Source organism: Neisseria sp. HMSC056A03 (assembly GCF_001815685.1).
GTDB classification, from domain to species: domain Bacteria; phylum Pseudomonadota; class Gammaproteobacteria; order Burkholderiales; family Neisseriaceae; genus Neisseria; species Neisseria subflava.
The window spans coordinates 1-19,018 of record NZ_KV821582.1; the positions used below are offsets into that span (position 1 = coordinate 1).

General features: G+C 50.7%; 21 protein-coding genes. All 21 read right to left on the reverse strand.

What is annotated here, in order from left to right; all coding sequences use genetic code 11:
• Positions 1-290: hypothetical protein (locus tag HMPREF3052_RS00365; protein ID WP_070747673.1), on the reverse strand; the 290-nt coding region annotated here is incomplete at its 3' end.
• Entirely contained in the window at positions 271-432 is a 162-nt protein-coding gene (locus tag HMPREF3052_RS11710; RefSeq protein ID WP_168165934.1) for a hypothetical protein, read from the reverse strand. The genes HMPREF3052_RS00365 and HMPREF3052_RS11710, both read right to left, overlap by 20 nt.
• Positions 432-974 (reverse strand): NlpC/P60 family protein, encoded by a 543-nt coding sequence (locus HMPREF3052_RS00370; RefSeq protein ID WP_070747629.1) that lies wholly within the window; start codon positions 972-974, stop codon positions 432-434. The genes HMPREF3052_RS11710 and HMPREF3052_RS00370 overlap by 1 nt, the downstream gene beginning before the upstream one ends.
• A gap of 48 nt (positions 975-1,022) precedes the next feature.
• The gene (locus tag HMPREF3052_RS00375; protein ID WP_070747631.1) at positions 1,023-1,328 is read right to left on the reverse strand and encodes a hypothetical protein; all 306 of its coding nucleotides are present in this window, start codon (positions 1,326-1,328) and stop codon (positions 1,023-1,025) included.
• Positions 1,328-1,813, reverse strand: coding sequence for a hypothetical protein (locus HMPREF3052_RS00380; RefSeq protein WP_070747634.1), 486 nt, complete (start codon positions 1,811-1,813; stop codon positions 1,328-1,330). Before HMPREF3052_RS00380 ends, HMPREF3052_RS00375 begins: the two co-directional genes overlap by 1 nt.
• A gap of 94 nt (positions 1,814-1,907) precedes the next feature.
• Positions 1,908-5,150, reverse strand: a complete 3,243-nt coding sequence (locus HMPREF3052_RS00385; RefSeq protein WP_283126928.1) for a tape measure protein — start codon at positions 5,148-5,150, stop codon at positions 1,908-1,910.
• A 56-nt stretch (positions 5,151-5,206) separates the two neighbouring features.
• Positions 5,207-5,512, reverse strand: a complete 306-nt coding sequence (locus HMPREF3052_RS00390; protein WP_070747637.1) for a hypothetical protein — start codon at positions 5,510-5,512, stop codon at positions 5,207-5,209.
• Positions 5,513-5,621: 109 nt separating this feature from the next.
• Positions 5,622-9,476, reverse strand: coding sequence for a phage tail protein (locus tag HMPREF3052_RS00395; protein ID WP_083318756.1), 3,855 nt, complete (start codon positions 9,474-9,476; stop codon positions 5,622-5,624).
• 17 nt (positions 9,477-9,493) lie between these two features.
• Positions 9,494-9,961, reverse strand: a complete 468-nt coding sequence (locus HMPREF3052_RS00400) for an NlpC/P60 family protein (RefSeq protein WP_283126929.1) — start codon at positions 9,959-9,961, stop codon at positions 9,494-9,496.
• Between the two features lie 15 nt (positions 9,962-9,976).
• Entirely contained in the window at positions 9,977-10,882 is a 906-nt protein-coding gene (locus tag HMPREF3052_RS00405) for a DUF2163 domain-containing protein (RefSeq protein WP_283126930.1), read from the reverse strand.
• Entirely contained in the window at positions 10,840-11,439 is a 600-nt protein-coding gene (locus HMPREF3052_RS00410) for a DUF2460 domain-containing protein (RefSeq protein ID WP_070747645.1), read from the reverse strand. Before HMPREF3052_RS00410 ends, HMPREF3052_RS00405 begins: the two co-directional genes overlap by 43 nt.
• 1 nt (position 11,440) lies before the next feature.
• Positions 11,441-11,707, reverse strand: a complete 267-nt coding sequence (locus HMPREF3052_RS00415) for a hypothetical protein (protein ID WP_070747648.1) — start codon at positions 11,705-11,707, stop codon at positions 11,441-11,443.
• A gap of 11 nt (positions 11,708-11,718) precedes the next feature.
• Positions 11,719-12,048 (reverse strand): hypothetical protein, encoded by a 330-nt coding sequence (locus HMPREF3052_RS00420; RefSeq protein ID WP_070747651.1) that lies wholly within the window; start codon positions 12,046-12,048, stop codon positions 11,719-11,721.
• A 59-nt stretch (positions 12,049-12,107) separates the two neighbouring features.
• Entirely contained in the window at positions 12,108-12,881 is a 774-nt protein-coding gene (locus HMPREF3052_RS00425; RefSeq protein ID WP_070747654.1) for a hypothetical protein, read from the reverse strand.
• A 23-nt stretch (positions 12,882-12,904) separates the two neighbouring features.
• The gene (locus tag HMPREF3052_RS00430) at positions 12,905-13,333 is read right to left on the reverse strand and encodes a hypothetical protein (protein WP_070747657.1); all 429 of its coding nucleotides are present in this window, start codon (positions 13,331-13,333) and stop codon (positions 12,905-12,907) included.
• On the reverse strand, positions 13,330-13,812 hold the full coding sequence (locus HMPREF3052_RS00435; RefSeq protein ID WP_070747660.1) for an HK97 gp10 family phage protein: 483 nt from the start codon (positions 13,810-13,812) through the stop codon (positions 13,330-13,332). Before HMPREF3052_RS00435 ends, HMPREF3052_RS00430 begins: the two co-directional genes overlap by 4 nt.
• Position 13,813: 1 nt before the next feature.
• Positions 13,814-14,344, reverse strand: a complete 531-nt coding sequence (locus tag HMPREF3052_RS00440) for a head-tail connector protein (protein WP_070747662.1) — start codon at positions 14,342-14,344, stop codon at positions 13,814-13,816.
• A gap of 2 nt (positions 14,345-14,346) precedes the next feature.
• Positions 14,347-14,646, reverse strand: a complete 300-nt coding sequence (locus HMPREF3052_RS00445; RefSeq protein WP_070747665.1) for a hypothetical protein — start codon at positions 14,644-14,646, stop codon at positions 14,347-14,349.
• A 55-nt stretch (positions 14,647-14,701) separates the two neighbouring features.
• A complete protein-coding gene (locus HMPREF3052_RS00450) occupies positions 14,702-16,201 on the reverse strand; it encodes a hypothetical protein (protein ID WP_070747667.1) in 1,500 nt (499 codons plus the stop codon).
• A gap of 40 nt (positions 16,202-16,241) precedes the next feature.
• Positions 16,242-17,378 carry an HK97 family phage prohead protease gene (locus HMPREF3052_RS00455; protein WP_070747679.1) on the reverse strand — a complete coding sequence of 379 codons (1,137 nt, stop codon included), beginning with the start codon at positions 17,376-17,378 and terminating at the stop codon, positions 16,242-16,244.
• A 65-nt stretch (positions 17,379-17,443) separates the two neighbouring features.
• On the reverse strand, positions 17,444-19,018 hold a 1,575-nt coding region (locus tag HMPREF3052_RS00460; RefSeq protein WP_070747670.1), incomplete at its 5' end, for a phage portal protein.

Genomic DNA, 19,018 nt, shown 5'->3' on the forward strand with positions numbered 1-19,018 from the left:
CAGACGTTACGATAGACAGGCTTCTCGACAATCTTTTGCACTTGCACATAACGCACCCTTTCCTTTTCTTCACGCACGGCTTTACCGGCTTGATACACAGCAGACGATTCACGGTCTTGCTTCGCTTTTTCAATCGCGGCATCTTTCAGACGGCCTGAAATTTCTGCCGCCATTGATTCACGTCCGCGCTTGTATTGGGCGGCATGGTCGTATTGCCACGCGCTGACAGCAAGCACGACGCAAACCAGAACCGCAATCAGCTTCCAGTTTTTAAGTAGCAGGATATTCATAGGTTTTCAGCATCGCTTTGTAGTTTTTAATCTCGCTTTGGGCAAATTCAAACGCTTTAAAGTCGGCGTTCTCGCTCGCCTCTTTGCTTTTGGCTTCCCATTCTGCGATACGCGCTTTCAGAAACTCGACAGGATTCATCATCACGCCTCGCTTGCACCATGCGCGGCGGTTGCCGTAATAGATGACAAAACATAACGTTCGGGCGCGGGGCTTGATGGCACCGCCTTGCCATCCACCAGCTTAGACGGCCAAAAGTAACCGTCAATATCCGCCGCGTTGAACGGCACGATAGACACGGTATTGCCTTGATTGCCGCCTAAACCAAGAATCTGCCCTTTTGCATTTTTGCCGACCACAAAGAACACATGGCCGCCGCCTTGTCGGGATTTGACCGCAATACAACCATAAGCAGGTTTTGACAGCTTCGTCAGCCCGGCACTTGCCCACGCTTTAGCACGGTACCAATCCTTGATGACTGCGCGGCCACTCTTGCCCAAGCAATGACCGACAAACAAACCGCACCACGGTGTTTCATCCTCAAAGTACCAAGACTTTGCCGCACCGGGGAACGTCCCCATCTCTTTCAGCCACTGCACGATTGTCGGGTTATGCGCTTTCGTGCCGACAACTTCTTTCAAGCCGATGTGTTTTCTTGCTTCTTTAATCCATTCCAACTCTTGCATTTTTACTCTTCCATTAAAAAAGGCCGTCTGATTTCAGACGACCTGTCGTTACTCTTTATCGATAAATTTGTCAGCCGTTTTCTTGACCCACTTCTTCATCAAGCCCGGGGCAAGGGTTTTGACGGTATCCATCGCGTGGCCTGTCAAAATACCGACAAACGCACCGGCAATCGCACAAGTCCATACTTGGTTTACCATCAAAAACCGTTCCACTACCGCCGCCGCTGCTACTGCCGATACAACCGCCTCAAACAAACTTGAGACCATATTGTCGTGGTCTTTAATACTCGACCACGCACTGCCGACAATGCCGCCCCCTATGGCAAACAGGTAGCCGAATTGAAAAAAATCCATTATTCCCCCTTTAGGCTGTCTTTCAATTTTTCGCCCGAAAACAAGAATTTAAGTGAGTTATTACCAGCCAATAGGCATAGGAAAGACAGAATCGGCGGTATTACCATGCCTGTGTGAGCAGGCGGAAACGCTCCCCAAAACGCCTGAGCCGTCAAGAACCAAATAAACGCCGACACCAGCAATAAGTAGCCTGAAAAGACGTTGCCCTTGTACGTCTGCCAGTACATCGCCGCCAACTGCAACAAGCCGATACCGCCGAAAACGGGAATCAGGATAGATTCAGGTATCGTTTTAAACTTGTAGTAAATCGGCCAGTCGTAAATATCGACAGGCGAAAACGCGAAAACTGCGGCATAACCAATCATCGACAGCCCACTGGCAAACTCAACAACGCGCGTTCCGGTGCCAAACAGCCACTTTTGAAAACGTACAGGCAGAAAACGCCAATCCAAAACATATTTAACCCATTTCAATGAGTTACTCATTTTTCAATCTCCAAAGAAAAAGGACTTTTTGACAAAATTATCAAAAAGTCCGTTTATGAAAAAAGCCGCCTGAACCATTCAGACGGCCTGACCGTTAAACAAATTTGAAATCACGTTTCATCTGTTTCAAAAGCTTCGCCAAATCCTTTTTGTGAATAAAGTCGCCGCCTGTTGAGTTGATGATAATCGTGCTGTCGTCGCCTCCTGATTGGCCTGCCATTTCGCGAATTGTTTGGGCATGTTCAGCAGGCAAAACCATCTCATTCTCGTGCAACTGAGTAAGAGGGTTGATACCTGCCGGAATATCCCAACCGCCTGCCGCCGATGGAATCCGTGTTGTGGTCGTGGAGGTTGAAGAACCGCCGCCGCTCATTCCGCTCATCAATCCATAAACTGCCGCCATCGCCGCTGCCGCCGCGCCAACGGCAAGAATCGGGCCGACGTATGGAATACCCGCCATCGCCTTAAATGCCTCGGCCGCCGCTTGAATGGCGTTCATGCCGACGTTTGTCGTCGTTTCAGTCTGTTTAATACCGGTTACGGTAGCCGATGTAGCAGATTGCGTGGCAATTTGGCGTGCGCCGTTAGCCAGCCACATCGCGCCTTCCTTGGCGAAACGCCCCATCAGCGCGGCCAGCGGCTTACTGACCATCTCTTGAACGAAGGTTTGACGCATGGAGGAGAACACGCCGTTCATCGCCTGCCTGAAGCTCTTCGCCCTTGTCAGCATAGCGGTAAACGCCTGCCCCATCTGTTGCTGCGCTTCCTGCCAAACGTTCTTGCCACCGTCCTGAAGCATTTCCATGACATTTGGCGCATCTTTCCGGCGTTGGCTTTCGCGTTTGCCCTCATTCTTCGCCTGCGTCCGTTCATGACCTTGCCCAAGTTCGGCCATCTGCGCTTTAAGCTTGTCAATGGCCGTCTGACTATAAGTCGGGTCTTGTTCAGCAAGTGCGATCCGTTCCTGCAATGCGTCATAGGCAATCTGATAACGGCGATTTTCAAACTCGATTTCCAAATCAAGACGTTCAAGTTGCGAGATACGGCCTTCAGACAGTGCCTGGTCGGCTGCGTCTTTCTCCATTTCCAGCTTGTGCTTGTCCAGCTTCTCCCATTCAGCCACCTGATTCATTTTTGCTTCAGTTGACTGCTTGGATAACTGGTCTTCAAGGGTCAGGATTTTTTCACGCAGTTTCAAACCTGTTTTACTGCCGGCATCAACCGTTGCCAGTTTCTCGCGCCAGTAGGCGGCCTCACGCGCTAAATCCCATTCTTGGTGCGTGAGCGTTTCGCGCTCCATTTCACGGTGTGCAAGTTTTTGGGCTTTGATTTCCTCTTCCCAGCCTTGCATTGGGTCTTGAGCCGCTCCTGAGCCGCCTGCATGACCCTTTCCACCGCCTTTACGTCCGCCGCCTTTACGGCCTGAACCACCGCCACCACCGCCAGCAGGTGCGTGAGCTTTGGCAGAACCACCGCCGCCACCTCGTGCGCCTTTCATCGCCTTGGCTTCGTGAATATCGGCGGCACGTTCTCGAACGGCGTTTACCATTGCTCCGGCGCGGTCTTTCGTCATGCTGTCAGCGATTCGACCGCCAAGCCCGCCATCATCCATCCGTCCCATTTGGACGTTGTTCAGCTTTTCAATGCCCGAAACGCCGACCATTGACGCGGCCTTGTTGGCAAAGTCAATCATGCTGTTAATCATGCCGACCGCTTTGTTTACCATCCACTCAATCGCGGAAATAAACACGTTGCCAATAGCCTTGCCAAGATTGGCAAAGAATTGCGGCATATTGTTGGCGGCTTCTTTAATCAACATCCAGCCGGTTGCAAAGGTGTTGATATAGACGTTGATATACGCCCCGATGGTGCTTGAGATTAAGCTCATCACGCGCTCAAATACCGCCGACCATCCGCCGACACTCTCGTCAACCCATGCCGTCAATTCGCCGAACCATGATTTAACGGTATCGACAGCTTCGCCGATGGTTTCCGTGATGACTTGCCAGACGGCCTGTATCACGTCAGAAAGATTCGACCAGCCGCCGCCGAAAACGTCTATTTCATCGCCGAATTGGGAAATAAGGCCGATGACCGCGCCGATTGCAACGGCCACAATACCAAACGGATTTGCCAGCAAAGCCACATTCAATGCCAGCGTGGGCGCAACAGCGGCCGCAACAGCAACAGCAAAACCTGCAACGATAGGGACAACCAAATTCAGGTTGTCAGCAATCAGTTTAATAATCGCAGCAATCCCCGACATTGCGCCGCTGTCGTTCAACAGCTTAGAAACCATGCTTTGCCAGTTGTTTTGGAAAACCGTCAAAGCCTGACCCATCGTCATGGGCATTTTTGCCGCCTGCTCGCCGAATTTTTCCGACGCGCCCGATATGGCTTTAAAAATCACATCCGCCGTCAACTGTCCCTCGCTGCCCAGCTTTTTGATTTCATCGCGGGATTTGCCCATATATTCCGCAATCGTATCAAGCAGAATCGGCGCGGCTTCGGAAATGGATTTAAACTCGTCGCCCTGCAATACGCCACTACCCAAAGCCTGCGACAACTGCATAAGCGCGGCGGCCTGTTGTTGCGCCTGTACGCCGCCGATAGTCATCGCGTTATTGGTTGCTTCGGTAAAGGTCAAAATCTCCTGTTGCGTGTAGCCGTAGTCTTTCAACGCGCGGCTTGTGGAAACGTACAGATTCGCTGTTGATTCCAATGAGGCGCGGGTATTGTTGGCTACATCCAATAACTGACGTTGTACCGCCAAATACTCGCTTTCAGACGATACAACCTGTCTGACTTGTGCGTTGATTGACTGCATGGCATCGGCAGTGTCAAGCATAGACTTGGCAAATGAAAGTGAGGCAAATCCTGCCAAAACTGCCCCAATTTTGCCCAGCCCACCGGCGGCCGCCGAAGCCTTGCCGTCTGTCTGTTCAAGCTCGCTGTTCAGTTGCTCAACCTTGCGCTCGTAGGTTTCTACGTCAATCGCGCCAAGATTCAGCAGTTGATTAACTTCTGCCAGTTTCGCCTTAAACTGCTCCATCGGCGTGCGCGTTTCTTCGTACACTTTCCGCGCTGAAGAAGAGATTTTGTTAAACATCCCTTCTTGCGCCTCGCCAAGATTTTTAAAAGTTGATGGATTGACGTGAAACGCCTGTTCCATCGACTTTTTCATATCGTCAAAATGCGTTTTCAATCGCGCTTTGACGTTGCCAATGGCGTTTTCAATGACCTTTGAAGCCGATTCAGCAGAGTTTGCCGCTTGGTTAAACCCTGCCGCCGTGCCGTTTTCGACGGTTATTTTGATTTTTGCTTCTAAATCGCTCATACGACCGCCCATAAAAAAAGCCCGTGAATCATCACGGGCGTTGTTTCAAATTTAAATCAGGCTTCAATCAGTTCGGCACCGGAAAAGACGCTTTGTTCATTCCCCTGCTCAACGACTTTGTCGTACAGCCAAGCGCGCGATACTTCCGCGCCGTCAGGCAAACCATTCACGGTAACAGAATGGGAACAAAGAGGATTGCGGCCTGCTTCGTATGTCTTTTTCGACACATAGCCGTTAATCGTTGCCGTAACAGTGTTGAACTTGTAATCAATACTTACATATTCGATTACATGGTAGCTTGCGACTGCCCCTGTTCTTTCGTCTTCGATTTCATGCTTGATTGCGATTACCTGTTTTGCCATAATTTTCCTTTCAATAGGCATTAAAAAACCCGCAAATGCGGGCAAAATAATTTCAATATTTAATTTCCGTAACCCAATGGGATACCGTCTAGGTCAACCATTTAAATAACTAAATTCTTGCGGCTAAAATATAAGGGGTTGATTGAATATCAACCCCATTCCAACTGGTACTTCTATTAACAGTTAACTCATGATCTATTTCAATAACAATGTTAGAAGTAGTATTCCCATGTACAACCTGAAGAAATGGGACGTTGTAGAAGATACCTCTATAAACATCCACATTACCTCTTGCAGTCGAATAGGTATGACTAAATACCGACCAAAATTCTTGTTCGTATATTTGCCGACCATTAATTTTAATTCTAACCCAGTAACTAGACTTGGAATTAGGCGTAATAAAAGAAATATTTTGAAAACTTAATACAATATCCTTTTGCGTGGTGTTTGTATAAGTCATCGCATATCTACCAGTTCCAACCCTTGCAAAAGGGAAAAATTTCAGGACATCGCCCTCAATTTTATCAGCGTAAACAGTGCCTTCAAATCTGCCGTTTTTAGCGTATAAATCGCCATTCCTCGACACGGTAAAAGCACCATTGCCGATGTTGATGTTACCAGCTTTTATATTGCCTAAATCACTACTCACGGCAGATAAGTTTTGTACAGATAACTTGTCAGACGTAACGGAATTGGCCGCCAGCTTATCAGCGGTAATACTACCAGCCGCCAATTTATCAGCGGTTATTGAGCCTGCCGCCAGCTTATCAGCCGTGATACTTCCAGCCGCCATTTCACGCGCTGTAACACTTCCAGCTTTAAGGCGGTTTGCGTTCAGCGTGTTTGTCGTGATTTTGTCGCCGTGAATATCCCCGGCGTTCAATCTATCGACAATCGCCTTACCGTTCACCACCAGTTCGCCATTCACGCCAACGCGGTTTTGCTGTGTATCGACCGTAAAAGGGAAAACGTCAGCTTTGCCCGGTGCGCCGATGCCGAAGCGGTCGGCGTTGACAATAAACTTGCTTTCAGGTGTTCCGTTTTTCGGCGTGGTTGCCAAGCCGTAGCCAGCCACCTTACCGTTAACGTCAACCTTGACCGTGTATTGCGCCTCCAAGCCGTTGATACTGCGTGCATGGGCTTGTACCGTCGCTTTGTTGCCGTCCGCCGTTGACTGGGCTGTCGTGATACGCTCGCCAAGCGATTTGATGTCGCCTGTCGCTTTGGTTAAGGTCGTCTGAACCACCTGAACCGTTGCTTTGGTCTCAGTTACCGACTGTTGCGCGGTATCGAGGCGCGAAGAAAGGGTCTGAATTTCACGCTTTCTGTCCTCGTTCGCATTTTTAATGCGTTCGTTGACGCTGCCTGCTCCATTGCTGTCAATCAGGTTGATTTTGTCGCGCAAAGCCTTGTTTAAATTGCTTTCCGCCAAATCTGTGACTGACACGTCGGCCACGGTAAACGCAATGCTGTTGCTGACGTGCATACCGTCTTTGCCAAAGCTGTCATAACCGGCGGCGCGTAAATAATAGGTCTTACCCTGCTGCAAATCATTTCCGTTGCATTTCGTGATTGAAACAAATGTTTCCGCGCTATCATAGGCTTTATTCGCGTCTGTTGTTGGGACGGCCTGATTTTCAGACACCCAAATAACAATGCCTGCAAAATCCTCTTCAGACGGCATAGCGCATTTGAAAAACGCCTGACGTAAACCGCTGTCAATCTCAATGCCTTGCAATGCTTGCAGTTGCGGATTTTGAGCGGCTACTTGCGCCCAGTTGCCGGTCTTCCCGGTAACAGCGCGTCCACGAACTTTAAAGACAACATCACGCACTTGACCGCCGTCAGCTTTCATATCGGCCTGCGTGTAGGTAAATCCGTTGTCAACAATACCGCTCAAGCTTCGCAGTAGTTTTTGCGTATTGCCTGCATAGACTTCAACGTCATAGGTATCAGCACCGCCCAACTTATCCCAAGCAATAACGGCTTCTTTGCCGTATGCCCAAGATGACGTTAGGCGTAAATTCTGAATTTGCCCAAGTGGTGCGCCCTTGATGGTGTAGGAATATGCCGGCACTTCTGCAAGCTCCTGCACACCACTGCCAAAGACGTTGAAAGACACCAGCTTAACCCAAATCGTGCGCCCTACCCAGTTCGCAGGGACGGCGTATTTGAACAACGCTTCATCGATGCGCACGAACTGGCCGCCTGCATTGTGTCGGTCGATGGTTGAGCCATACGCACCGCGCGTCAGATTGCCCAGCGTGTAACGTCCCACGCCTTTCAGTTCGGCAGTCTCGTAGGCCAAAAACTCGCCGTCAACGTAACACAAGGTCAGCAAATCGCGGCTGTCTTGCTCCGTTCCGCCTGTCATTTGTCCGGCGGAAATTTCAACATTCAAAGTGTTGGCACGGTCGAAAACTGCGCCGCTTGCCAAAGGTGCAGACAGTGATCCGAAACGCGCTTTCTTGTTGGTTGCGCCGATTCGCGTGTAGCTGTCGCCATCGGTCGAAATCCACACTTCAGCACCGCCCCACATATCGCCGCCGGCGGTTGCAAGCCAAATTTGAGGCTCGCCGCCAGTTAATTGTAAAGGCGCTTCAAAAATAACAGGCGCGTGGGCATTACCGGGCGATTTGTTGTAATCGGCGGAATAGCCTAATGACGGCTGTGTTGGGTAAGCCGTAGCCGTTGCCGCGCCCATCGGGAAATCTTCGGCCTTAACGGTCAAAACTCCCTCTTCGTCCTCCTCAATTTCAATGATTCTGACGGGCGTTTTATCAAGCCCCAAACCCTCGTCTGTCAGCGTTACCAAGTCCATAGGCTCAAGCAGGCAGTATTTCCAACCAAGCTTAAACTCATATTCATTGCGGACGTACAAGGCACGCTGTAACAGCAGTTGCGCTACATGGTTTGCGACTTTCGCGTCGCAGATTCCGTGCATCTTCACGGCATCTTTAGGGCGCAGGCCGTATTGCTCAATATTTGCTTGGTCTTTTACTTCGGCCACAGCGATATTGTAGTCATTGGCGCGGTCGAGATACTCAACTTGGATTTGGTTGTAAGCATCAGCATTGGTTTTGCGCTCAACTCTCAAAGGGTCTTCCGCGCCCGAAACGATAAAATCGTCGTCGGTCAAGTCGTAAACAGGTGTCAGGTTCGGCACATAGGCCGCGCCGTTTCCTGACAGCTTTACGTCGCCATAAGGGACAATTTTCAGACGGCCTTGAGAAAACACTGCCGCACTATTGGTCTGTTCCAACAGTTCGGAAATGTTTTGTTGTGCCTCAGTTTGCTCACTGTAAACAGGGCTTAAAAAGATACCGGCCGCGCGGCAATAAACGCCGTAAACGCTCGTATCGCCCAAGTTTTCAGCAGGGAATCCGCAACCGTAGTTCTGATTCGTCAGCATATCGCGGATAATCTCGCTCGGATTTGCATCAGGAATTGAGGACGAATACCCCATTTTCCCGATAACCTCGAAATTATGCTGATAAATCTGCGCGGATTTCGTCAGTTCGTAATTTGGGCTGTAAATATAAGCCGTGCCGGAATAGTTGATTGCCTGCGCTTGGTGCTTAGGCTGTTGCAAATGCGTCCAAGTCGGCTGTTCATCGCCGCCTTTTGCAAGATTCAGGCGCAATTGTGAAAGCGATTCAAACTTTTCTTTATCGCGCCAAATGCGCCCGATACCTTTAATCTCGCCCTCGCACAAGGCCATCATGACGGCGGCTTCGTAAGTGTAGGAAATATCCTCTTGTTTTACGCCACCGCCGCCCTTACCGCCTTGTCGGGTCGTTGTCTTGGTCTCAATAGTGGTAAAGTCGCCGTACCAAATCAAATTACCAGCAACACGCGCCCGACCGTAAACAACAGGCAGGGTCAAGCCTTGAGATGATTGCTGAACTTGCAGGGACAAAATCCGTTGTTCAGAATTTGAAATAGTGGAAGTCTTACCGCCCATGAGTAACCTCTATAAAATCATTTTTTGGGACGTACGCCGCCTGATATTTTTTGCGGGTATCGGTCGCTTGCTCCAAAAGTAAAAAACTTCATCGGACGGCCTGAAAGTTCGGCCTGATCCAATTCGTCCAAAACCACACCGCGCCCGATATAACTGTGAATAATCTTGTTGTCGCCAACATAAACCGCGCCATGCGAAAACGTGCGCCCGAACTTCCAGACGACAACGTCGCCGGGTTGCGGCGTGTCGGTCTCATGACAGACTTTTAAAACCCAGCCAAGATAACGCTCCTCGTCTCGGTGCAAGTGCCAGTCTTGAGGATATGGCCGTGGGTCAAAATCGGCAGGCAGTAAACCAGCCTCCCGATAGATTGCGACAAGAATCATCGCGCAATCAACACCAGCCCCCTTTACCATCGCTTGATGATGGTACGGCGTGCCAAGCCACGAATAAGCCTCTTCGACAATTCGCTTTCTTAAATCCATTTCAGACGGCCTCATTTAAACCACCGTATCAGCAGATGGGATATATGGGAAACCACGGAAATGCACGATATTTTGGAACTTGTCTTTACAGGTGCTTTGTCGCTTGTCGCAGCCCGGGTAGATTTTGAACACATCTCCGGCGCGTGGTGGGTGTGGTAAGCGCAAGGCAAAAGACAGCGTGCCGTCTTTATGTTCTTTGACTGTGCGTGTCAGCCCTGCATTAAGGCCGCTTGTGAACTTGATAACGCCCTGATTAAACCAGCCGTTCGTCTGTGTCAGGTCACAAGCCAGTTCCGTGCCGGTTGTGCTGTTTGCGGTTACACGACCGTTTACCGTGAACTTTTCGCGGTTGACTTTACAGCCTCCGTCATAAAGCGTTCTCATACAGCCGGCCTGATAGATATTGCGTGGGCTTGATACGTTCAGCAGTTCAATATCTGATTTAACGTCAACCTTGACGGACGAACGACTGCCCGACACATCCGACACACGCCCGGAAAAGATGATGACCGTGCCAACAGGTTCAGGATTTGCCGTAAGGAAATCACGGAAAAAGACACGCTCGATAACCACCCTTGCGCCGTCCAAAGCACCGCCAAGCGCGGCCTCTGCCCACTGCAAGCCCTCAAGTCGATAACTTGGCTCTGCGGCGATTTGCAACGTGTTTGAATCAACATCAAGCCCTACCGCCGTTCTTGTTGCGCCGCGCTTGATAATCAGCTTATAAGCCTCGTATTGATTCCCCTGCCATGTAACAGGCTTGTCAAAATTCGTATGACGCAACACTTGCCCATTCGCCAAAGTGATTGTGAACAAATCGGCCATCAGAAACCTGTCTTCGTTATGAAGCAGATCCATTAATTCAGCGCTTGCACTTTTCATAATTTCAAACTCGTAAACTCGATTTTCTTCGCGTTCCACAGATGGCCGATAAAGTTTTCAAAATCCACCGTATCAGACGTGAAGCGGACGCGAAAATAAAAACCACCCGTCCATGTGATAGGGCTGCCAGGCGTTTGCGGCGTGTTCAAAACCAATACGCCGTTATTGTCTATTGAGAAATCACGGCCATGTGTCAAGGCAACGCCACCGACTTTAACCACCGGCACACCTTTGACCGCTAAAACAGGCTCGGTAAAACCGCCGTAATTGCGCACAAGTTGGTATCTTGTGACACCCTGAACGACATTCCCGATAAGCTGGTCTACAACCTTGTTGTCCGCCGGGTCTTCATACAAGAAGCTGTCAAAACTGCCGCGGCGTTCGTTGAAAAAGCCTGCCAGCTTCTCAAGCTCATTGATTGAGGCTTTTGTTCTCAACACTTCAAACGACAGCGAGAATTTCCATTGCGGATAAGTGTAGTAAGCGCTGCGAATCTCACGCCCTGAAGCTGACTTTTGAATATTGGTACTCCAAACAGCCGTTCTTTTACGCCCCCACTTCAAGCCGGGAAACGTTGGGAAAACTGCGTTACTCATATCAAATAATCCCCTTCGCTTTCAGCAATGCGTTAAATTCGTCTTCTGATAGCTCGCCGCCGCCAAGCATACCAATGGCCTCCGCCTCGTCTGTTTCGCTCTGTACAGGGCTGGACGACGGCTTAATGCCCATATATGAGGCTACCAAGATATGCACGGGCGGATGTTCGCGCCAATATTCGTTTAAATACCCGATTCGCGGCAAATCCAAGTTGTCTGCGACGTAGTCCCACGTCCACCCCGTTGAGGCGCAGACGTGGGCAATCATCGCGCCGAAACTTAAACCGCCGCCTGAGCTTCCCCCGCTTGCGCGGCTTCCTGTTCCTTGCGTTTCAAGCCTGAAACGTCCATCACCGCGGCGAATACTTCGTTCATGTTGCCAATATCAATCAAATCAGCCACTTCTTCGCGCGTCATATCAGGGTAATTGCGGCGCATGGCGGCATATGCGCAATCGATAACGGTAGAAATCTGTTTTGCATCTTGCACATTGCCGTCAAATGCACCAATGTCGCTTTGCAACTGCTCCAACGCGCCCAACGCAATCGGCGGGATAACGTAATTCGTACCGTTCAGTTCAACGGTCACGCCTTTAATTCGTACGGTCATTTTGCTTTCCTTTTTGTGGGTAAATGAAAAAAGGCCGTCATTTCAGACGGCCTGCATTATTACTCTTGAATCCACAGCGTACCGACTTTAAAGCCCGCTTCATCGGTTTGCGCCGTGAAGTCGATTTCAGGGACAGAAAAGTCGTCGTTTTTCGTTGAGAACAAGCCCAGTTTGCCGCTGGTTACGCTCTCCAGTTCCAGCAGGGCTTTTTTGCCTTTGAACTGTGTCAGGTATTTCAGCTTAAAGGTCGGCGTGTTACCCATTGCCATGTTGGACAGCTCCATTTTCTTGGCTGACGGCATGGTTTGAGTGTAGGTAAAGCTTGGATAAACAGTCTTGCCCTTTTCCGATTCGTGGAAAGTGTACAAGCCTGACACAGATACCATGTATTGCCCCGCCGCAGGGGCAGAGACGACCTTAATGTATACCGTGCCGTCCGCACCCATCACGCCCGCATCTTCAAAGAACGTACCGCCATTGGGCGCGGTTGCCTGAACGGTATAAGCACCGCTTGCAGGGATAACCTTACCCTTAGTGTCCGCCAAAAGTGCCTTCATCGTTCCGGTCGCAAATTCAGCACCGAAGAACAGGGTATTCAGGGTCAGGCCGTTGATTAACGCGCCCTTGAATTTGCCCGAAACTTTGACCTTACCTTGTGCCACAGCCAGCGCAAAGCGGTTTTGGCCGTAAAACTCTTTCAATTCCGCCGATAAATCGACAGACATTTCCTGCAAGCCCATGATTCGCACGGGCGTTGCGTTTTGCACACGGTTGCCATAGGCATCCGTAATCATCTCGGCGAAAACCTCGCCACTACCAAACGTCAGCTGCATGACATTTCCTTTCTAATTGCCGACTAAGCGGCGCAAATCATAATTGGGATAATACAGACGGCCTGATTGCCAAGCGTTCCCTCGTCTGTTTCTACCGTACCTTCAACGCGGCAATATTCAACATCCGCGCCATCGACCACTAAAACCGTCTTACCCGTGATTGGGTGTACAGCGTTCACGGCATTACACACCGCGTCAATCAGCGGATTCATGATAGGCGCTGGCGGCTCGCCTGCCGTCTGAACATACAGATACACGTCAACGCGCAACAGCCATTTCGTCTCCTGCCCTGTTGTCGTTACCGACTGCATATCGCCTTGAGCCATAAATAACGCCGGCTGGTCGTAGCCCTTTACGTCATTCCAGTGCAACAGTTTGCGGCTTTTAGTCGTAAAACCGTCCAATGCCTCAAGCTTTGCCCACAGCGCGGAATAAATCGCTTCACGATTCATCGTAACGCTCCTTCAATGGATTTTTGCAAATCAGCCTCAATCTCCGGCTTCATATCGCGCAAAGCCGACCGCAAAAACGACCGTTCAGGCAGTTTCACATTGCGAGAATGGGCGCGGATTTGAACATAACGCGGCGATTTCAACGGCCTGCCGAAAGCCTGACGTATCTGCCTCATTGAGGCTTTAACGTTGACTGTTCCGGCAAAGCCATATTCATGCGCCACGCCGTATCGGACATTCGTGTTGACCTCGCCAACAACCAAACCGTCTGAACTGGTCACTTGCTGATGTATTGAGCGGCGAAGATTGCCAGTCCGTACATTCAACACCTGCCCAGACAGGCGGTTTTGCATGACTTCACGTTGCAACTTCAAAACTGACCGACCGATAGACTTTTCAACCGCCGACTGCACGCCGTCAGAATAAGCTTTCAAGACAGCCGCGATTGCATCGCCTCCGATAAACTCAACGTTCAGCATTTCAGACGGCCTTTCGCTTGTATTCCATCAAGATGGCATACGCAGACGGGGGGATACCGCCCGACTGGCCAAAGCTCGAAAAGGATATAGTCTCCCCTGCAAGGCTTTTACTCTGCACGCCCTTGTTCTCGATTTCATTCAAGCGCTGCGTTGCGATAATCAAGATAGCCTCCTGAATATCGGCAGGCATGGCTTCATAGCCTGCACGGTACGACACTTCAACGTTTCGGATTCCCTGCGCAAAACAGGCATGGCGAATCAACAGCCAGTTATCAAAGTCCCAGTCATCTACCGCGCGGCCGTTGATTTTTACGGACGACACGGAAATGACAGGCCATTGTTCCAGCACAAGGCGATTCTTGCCGTTGCCGTTGTATCGCTCGACATAATCCGCCGCTTCGAGTTTGCGCCCGATAAAAGCCTCAACCGCCGCCGACACGCCATCAAGCAGGGTCTGAAAATATCCGTCCTGCTTGTCATGGGCAACGCCCAGCCGTTGCTTGAGCAAATCAAGTGGGACAAGGGCGGTCATCGTTATTCAGCCTGTTCAGTTTCGGCGGTTTGCTCGGCTTCAGCCTGTTCGGCTGGCTGTTCTGCCGGCTGCTCGGCTTTGGCTTTACGGCCGCGCTTACCTTTTTCAGGCTCTTCAGCTTCAACAGGCTGTTCAGTTTCGGCGGTCTCTTCAACCACGTTACCAAAGCCGAACTGATACAGGAATTGCGCCGCTTCCGCAGGCACTTCAACAACACCGTTTTCGTCCACTTCGTAGCTTTGGCTACCAAAGGAAACATCGGTAAAGCCTTCAGGGGCTTGTAATTTAACCATTTCAATCATTTCAAAATCTCCAAAAGAAAGAGGCCGTCCGAAAATTCAGACGGCCTGATTAGGCTTAACCCACGTTGGTAATCATACCAAAGGCAGGCATGAACATACCTTGCAGCAACTCGTCCGCATAGACACCGTATTCATACTCACGGGAGCGCAGCGGCCATTCAATTTGGTAATACTCTTGTCTTGTGAGTACTTGCAGCAGATTACCGATGCCTTGTACGTATCCCGGCAAACGGGACGAATAGAACAGGTAGGTACCGGCAGGCAAGTTCGGATGTACCACGATGTTCAGTTCGTCGCCTGTGATTTTGTTCATGTACGAACCGACCACCACACCCGCGCGGATACTATTGGCGTTTTCGATATCCACTTTCAGCTTAATCAATGGTGCACCGCCGTTGCCGATAATCAGTTTAGTCAACGTAACCAAATCGCGGGCGTTGATATAGATGGTATCGGGCGACAAGCGGTATCGTGTGAAGAAATTCGCGAAAGCTTCTTCAAACTCATACACGCCGCCTGCACCGTCTGAGGTCAGGCCGCTGCCTTTGTTATCCGCCCAATATGCGCCAGAATCAGGCAGTGCGATTTGGGTCAACAGGCCGTCAAATTCCAAGATGGAAGTGGAGTTGTCCTCAGACGGCAAAGAAGCGGCTGTTTGAGTACCCTCAGCATCAGCCAAGATTTCCACTTTTGCAGAAGTAGTGACCGCGCCCAGTTTTTCTGAACCGGCATCGCCCCAGAACCAAGCATAGCCAACCGCGCCGCGAACGGCTGGAATCATAGCAGTTACTTTTTTGCCTGCACCAACACCCGAAACGGAAGCCGCCGCAGATTTTTGGGCAGAACCGCCGCCGAAAGTATCGGTAGAACCATCCGCGTTTGGGCGTGTGATTTTGGCAGGAACTTGGGCAGTCTTGATGTTCAAGCTTTGACCGATTGCGCCGTTGTTTGCGCCTGCTACGTCCCAGTATGCTTGCAAGCCCAAAGCCACACAGACGATGGACAGACTGGAAGTGCTGATTTTGCCCAGCGCGTCATTAGATGAGACTGCGGTCGGGGTAGGGGTAACGCCTGCTTTCAGGCTGGTGTTACCGCCCAGCAAAATCATTTCCTCCTCAATCATAGTTGCTTGCAGAGTCTGGGCAACTGCCAACGCTCTTAAATCCTCAAAACCGCGTGCAGCGTATTGCGATTCAAAAGATACCTTTTTTTCAAGACCGATGCCGCGGAATTGGGCGTTTCGTTCAACCAGTTCGTGATTGATAACCCCGCCGCGTTTACCTTCACTAACCCCCGCGCGTTGATTGCCAACGTTGATATTCGTGATGGCTTTCCAGTTTGAGCCGATGGTGCGACCACCGCCCACGCGTGGGATACGGTTACGCAACGGTGTCAATACCGGATAGAGTTTTTGTGACGGCGCGGAAAGGTCATAGGTTTGCAGACCGGTTGTAAAGCTGGTCGGCTGAGTAAAACTTTTATTCAGCGGCTCGCCGTTTGCTTGTGCTGACTTCATCAGCTCAATTGTTTCTTGTGTGAGTTGATTCACGTTCATTTATTGCTCCTGATAATAAAAAAACCGCCTGTAAGCGGTGTTACAGACGGCCTGTTTGTGCTGCCTTGATGAGTGTTGCCACGTCATCAAGCGAACCGTCATTCTTCACAATCGGCTGAAAACCTTTTAATGGGTCTTCGCCGTTGTCTTCTGCCTTGCTGATAGCTTTGGTGCTACCTTTAGGCGGCGCTGCCTGTTTCTTCAGGCTTTCGATTTCCGCCTGTGCTTTAGCAAGTGCTTCATTCGATTTCTTCAGCGCGTCCTGTGCTTTCGCCAACTCGTTAGCTGATTCGGCTTTGGCAAGGTCGTCTGATTTGTCGGCTTTAGCTGACAAACCATCGACCAGCTTATCGGCTTCGCTCGCCGTTAAGGCTTTCAGCGATTCGGCAAGACTGGCTGCTGACTCTTTGATTTGCGCAGTAATGTCTTTATCCACACTGCCGTAATTGGCATCATCAATCAGCCATTTCAGCGACATCAGCACGTCAGCCAGTGATTTGACTTGCCACATTGATTTAGCGACCGGCTCGTCTTTCGGCTTCTCGGCCTTTGCCAAGACTGCTTTCAGAATGTCGATTTCAGATTCAGACAATTCGACGCTTGCCGATTTCTCGGCTTCATCTTCCTTGTCGTCTTTCTTGTTGCCATCTGCCTTTTCGGCATCATCGGCAGGCGTTTCATCGGTTTTGTCGGCTGTCTTGTCGTCTTCATACTTATCCGCCTCTTCCTCGTCTTTCGGTTTGTCTGCCTTGTAGCAGGTAAATACCGCATCAGGATTGGCAGGGCGGTCAACAAGGCTGATTTCTGTCAGCTTCAAGCCTGTAATTTGCGACTTATTCAACTCGTCGCGGGCGGTAACGCTGCCGCCGATTGAAAAACCTTTGTAAACGCCTGTCTTGACTTTCGTAACCGCAACAGGGTCAACGATATGCGCCCCAAAGAATGTGCGCCCATCGTCTTCTACGTTAATCTCAATAGCCGTTCCCGCCGCGTTTGATCCGTGCATTTCACGCACCGCGCCAAACTTCATGTAATCGGGAATAGCCGCTTTCATTGCTTCTGCCGCGATGATTTCGCCGTCCGAATCGACCGCTTCACTTGAGGCATACCCCCAAACTTTGACAGTGCCGTCGTCCTGCGCCTCCATCTTGGCAATTTCTGCGTATAACTTCGCCATTCGTTGCTCCAAAAAAAAGCCGCCCCACGAAGAGGCGGCAAACACACTCACTTTACCCAAAGGAATCAAGATTTAGGCATATCCTCTGCCAAAACAGGGATAACCGTGCATCTGCAATTCGGGTGACCTGGAATCGTCAGCGACCCATGCGCAAAATGCTCATGCAGCCCGATAACGCCCATATCCCCATTGGTATTGCAAATCTCTGACACTTTATCGTCTTCAGCTGTCAGCCACTGCTTACCGGAAACAAGCCCGGTCTCTTCCCAGCCTATCAGGTTGCCCATGCCGTCAGCCATCGCCGTCTCAGTTCGGGCAATAGTTCGGGCGCGGGCATTGCTGAAAGCGTGAGATTCTTTCAGACGGCCTGCCAATTCCTGCACGCTGTCGCCGTTTCGCATGGCTTCAACCACTTGGGCGCGTATCATTTCGCGCGTCCCTTCTGTGATTTGCCATTCGGCGGCAGGATTTTGGATAAGCTCGCCGCCCACCCACTTCATGCCGACCATTTCGGCGGCGCGGTCATGCGCCCACTTGACGGCACGGCTGCGAATATTCGTAACCATACCGACAGCAGGGTCAGGCATAACATGCAACAAGGCAGCGACCGCCCCATCTTCCGCCGCTCGCCTGATTATCGGCTCGACCACATCAGACAAACCCGACCACTCGCCAAAGTCCAAGCCGTCGGTAATGATTTTGGCCACTCGGTTCAGTTCGGCGGCCAGGTCTTCAGTCTGCCAGTCAACAGCCGCACCACCAATCAGCGCGGCAATCTGTTCAGCCAAGCCGTCAACACGCGTCAGCAAATAAGCCTCAATAAGCGCGGCGGCTTCGTCTTCGCTCATCGGGCTTTCCGACTTTCCCAGCTTTTCAGCCTCTTGATTTGGCTGTTCTTCAGGCTGTTTATCGTCTTGCTGATTCGGTTCAGGCTGCTCCGGCAACGGCTCCTTACCCAGTTCGGCGCGGATTTCGTCAGCGGTCAAGATGCCTGCGTTTTTGTAGATAGCGTAGATTTCAGCCTGTTCTTTCGGATTGAGCGATTCTTCCTCTTTCCAGATAAACTCATAAGCCGCCATATCCATGTATCGGGCAAGCACGTCATCAATCAGGGCTTTTACCCAGTTTTTCAGGCTGCTCATGCCGTCTGAAAGCGATTGCTCACGGCTCGTCTCTGCTACGCTACGGTTTACCTGTGCCACAAACGGCGTAGGCTCAACACTAAACGCAAAGCAGACGACACGCGCCAGCCATTCGTCGTAAACGTCTTTCAGCGGCGGCTGTTTCGTCTCTTTGAAGTTTCTGGCTAATTCGCCCGGTACATAACGCAGCTTACGCCGTTCCGCCGTCTCGCCTGATAACAGCAAATCCCAATACTCTTGGAAGCGTTTAATATCTTCCATCGACCACGTTTCAGGCACGCCGATCAAAGCATCAGGCACGCTGCCAGCCGTATAGTATTCCAGTGCGTGAAGCTGCCGTTTTAAGGCAATGTTTACGGTCATGATGATTTGCTCGACCGGCGAATAACCGTAAACCTTGTAGCTTCGATTGTTGCGTGAGCGATAAATCAATTCGTCAGCAGTGTAGTCAACCGCCGCCATGCCGTGCAAGATTTGCTGATACGCTGTATCAGGCGG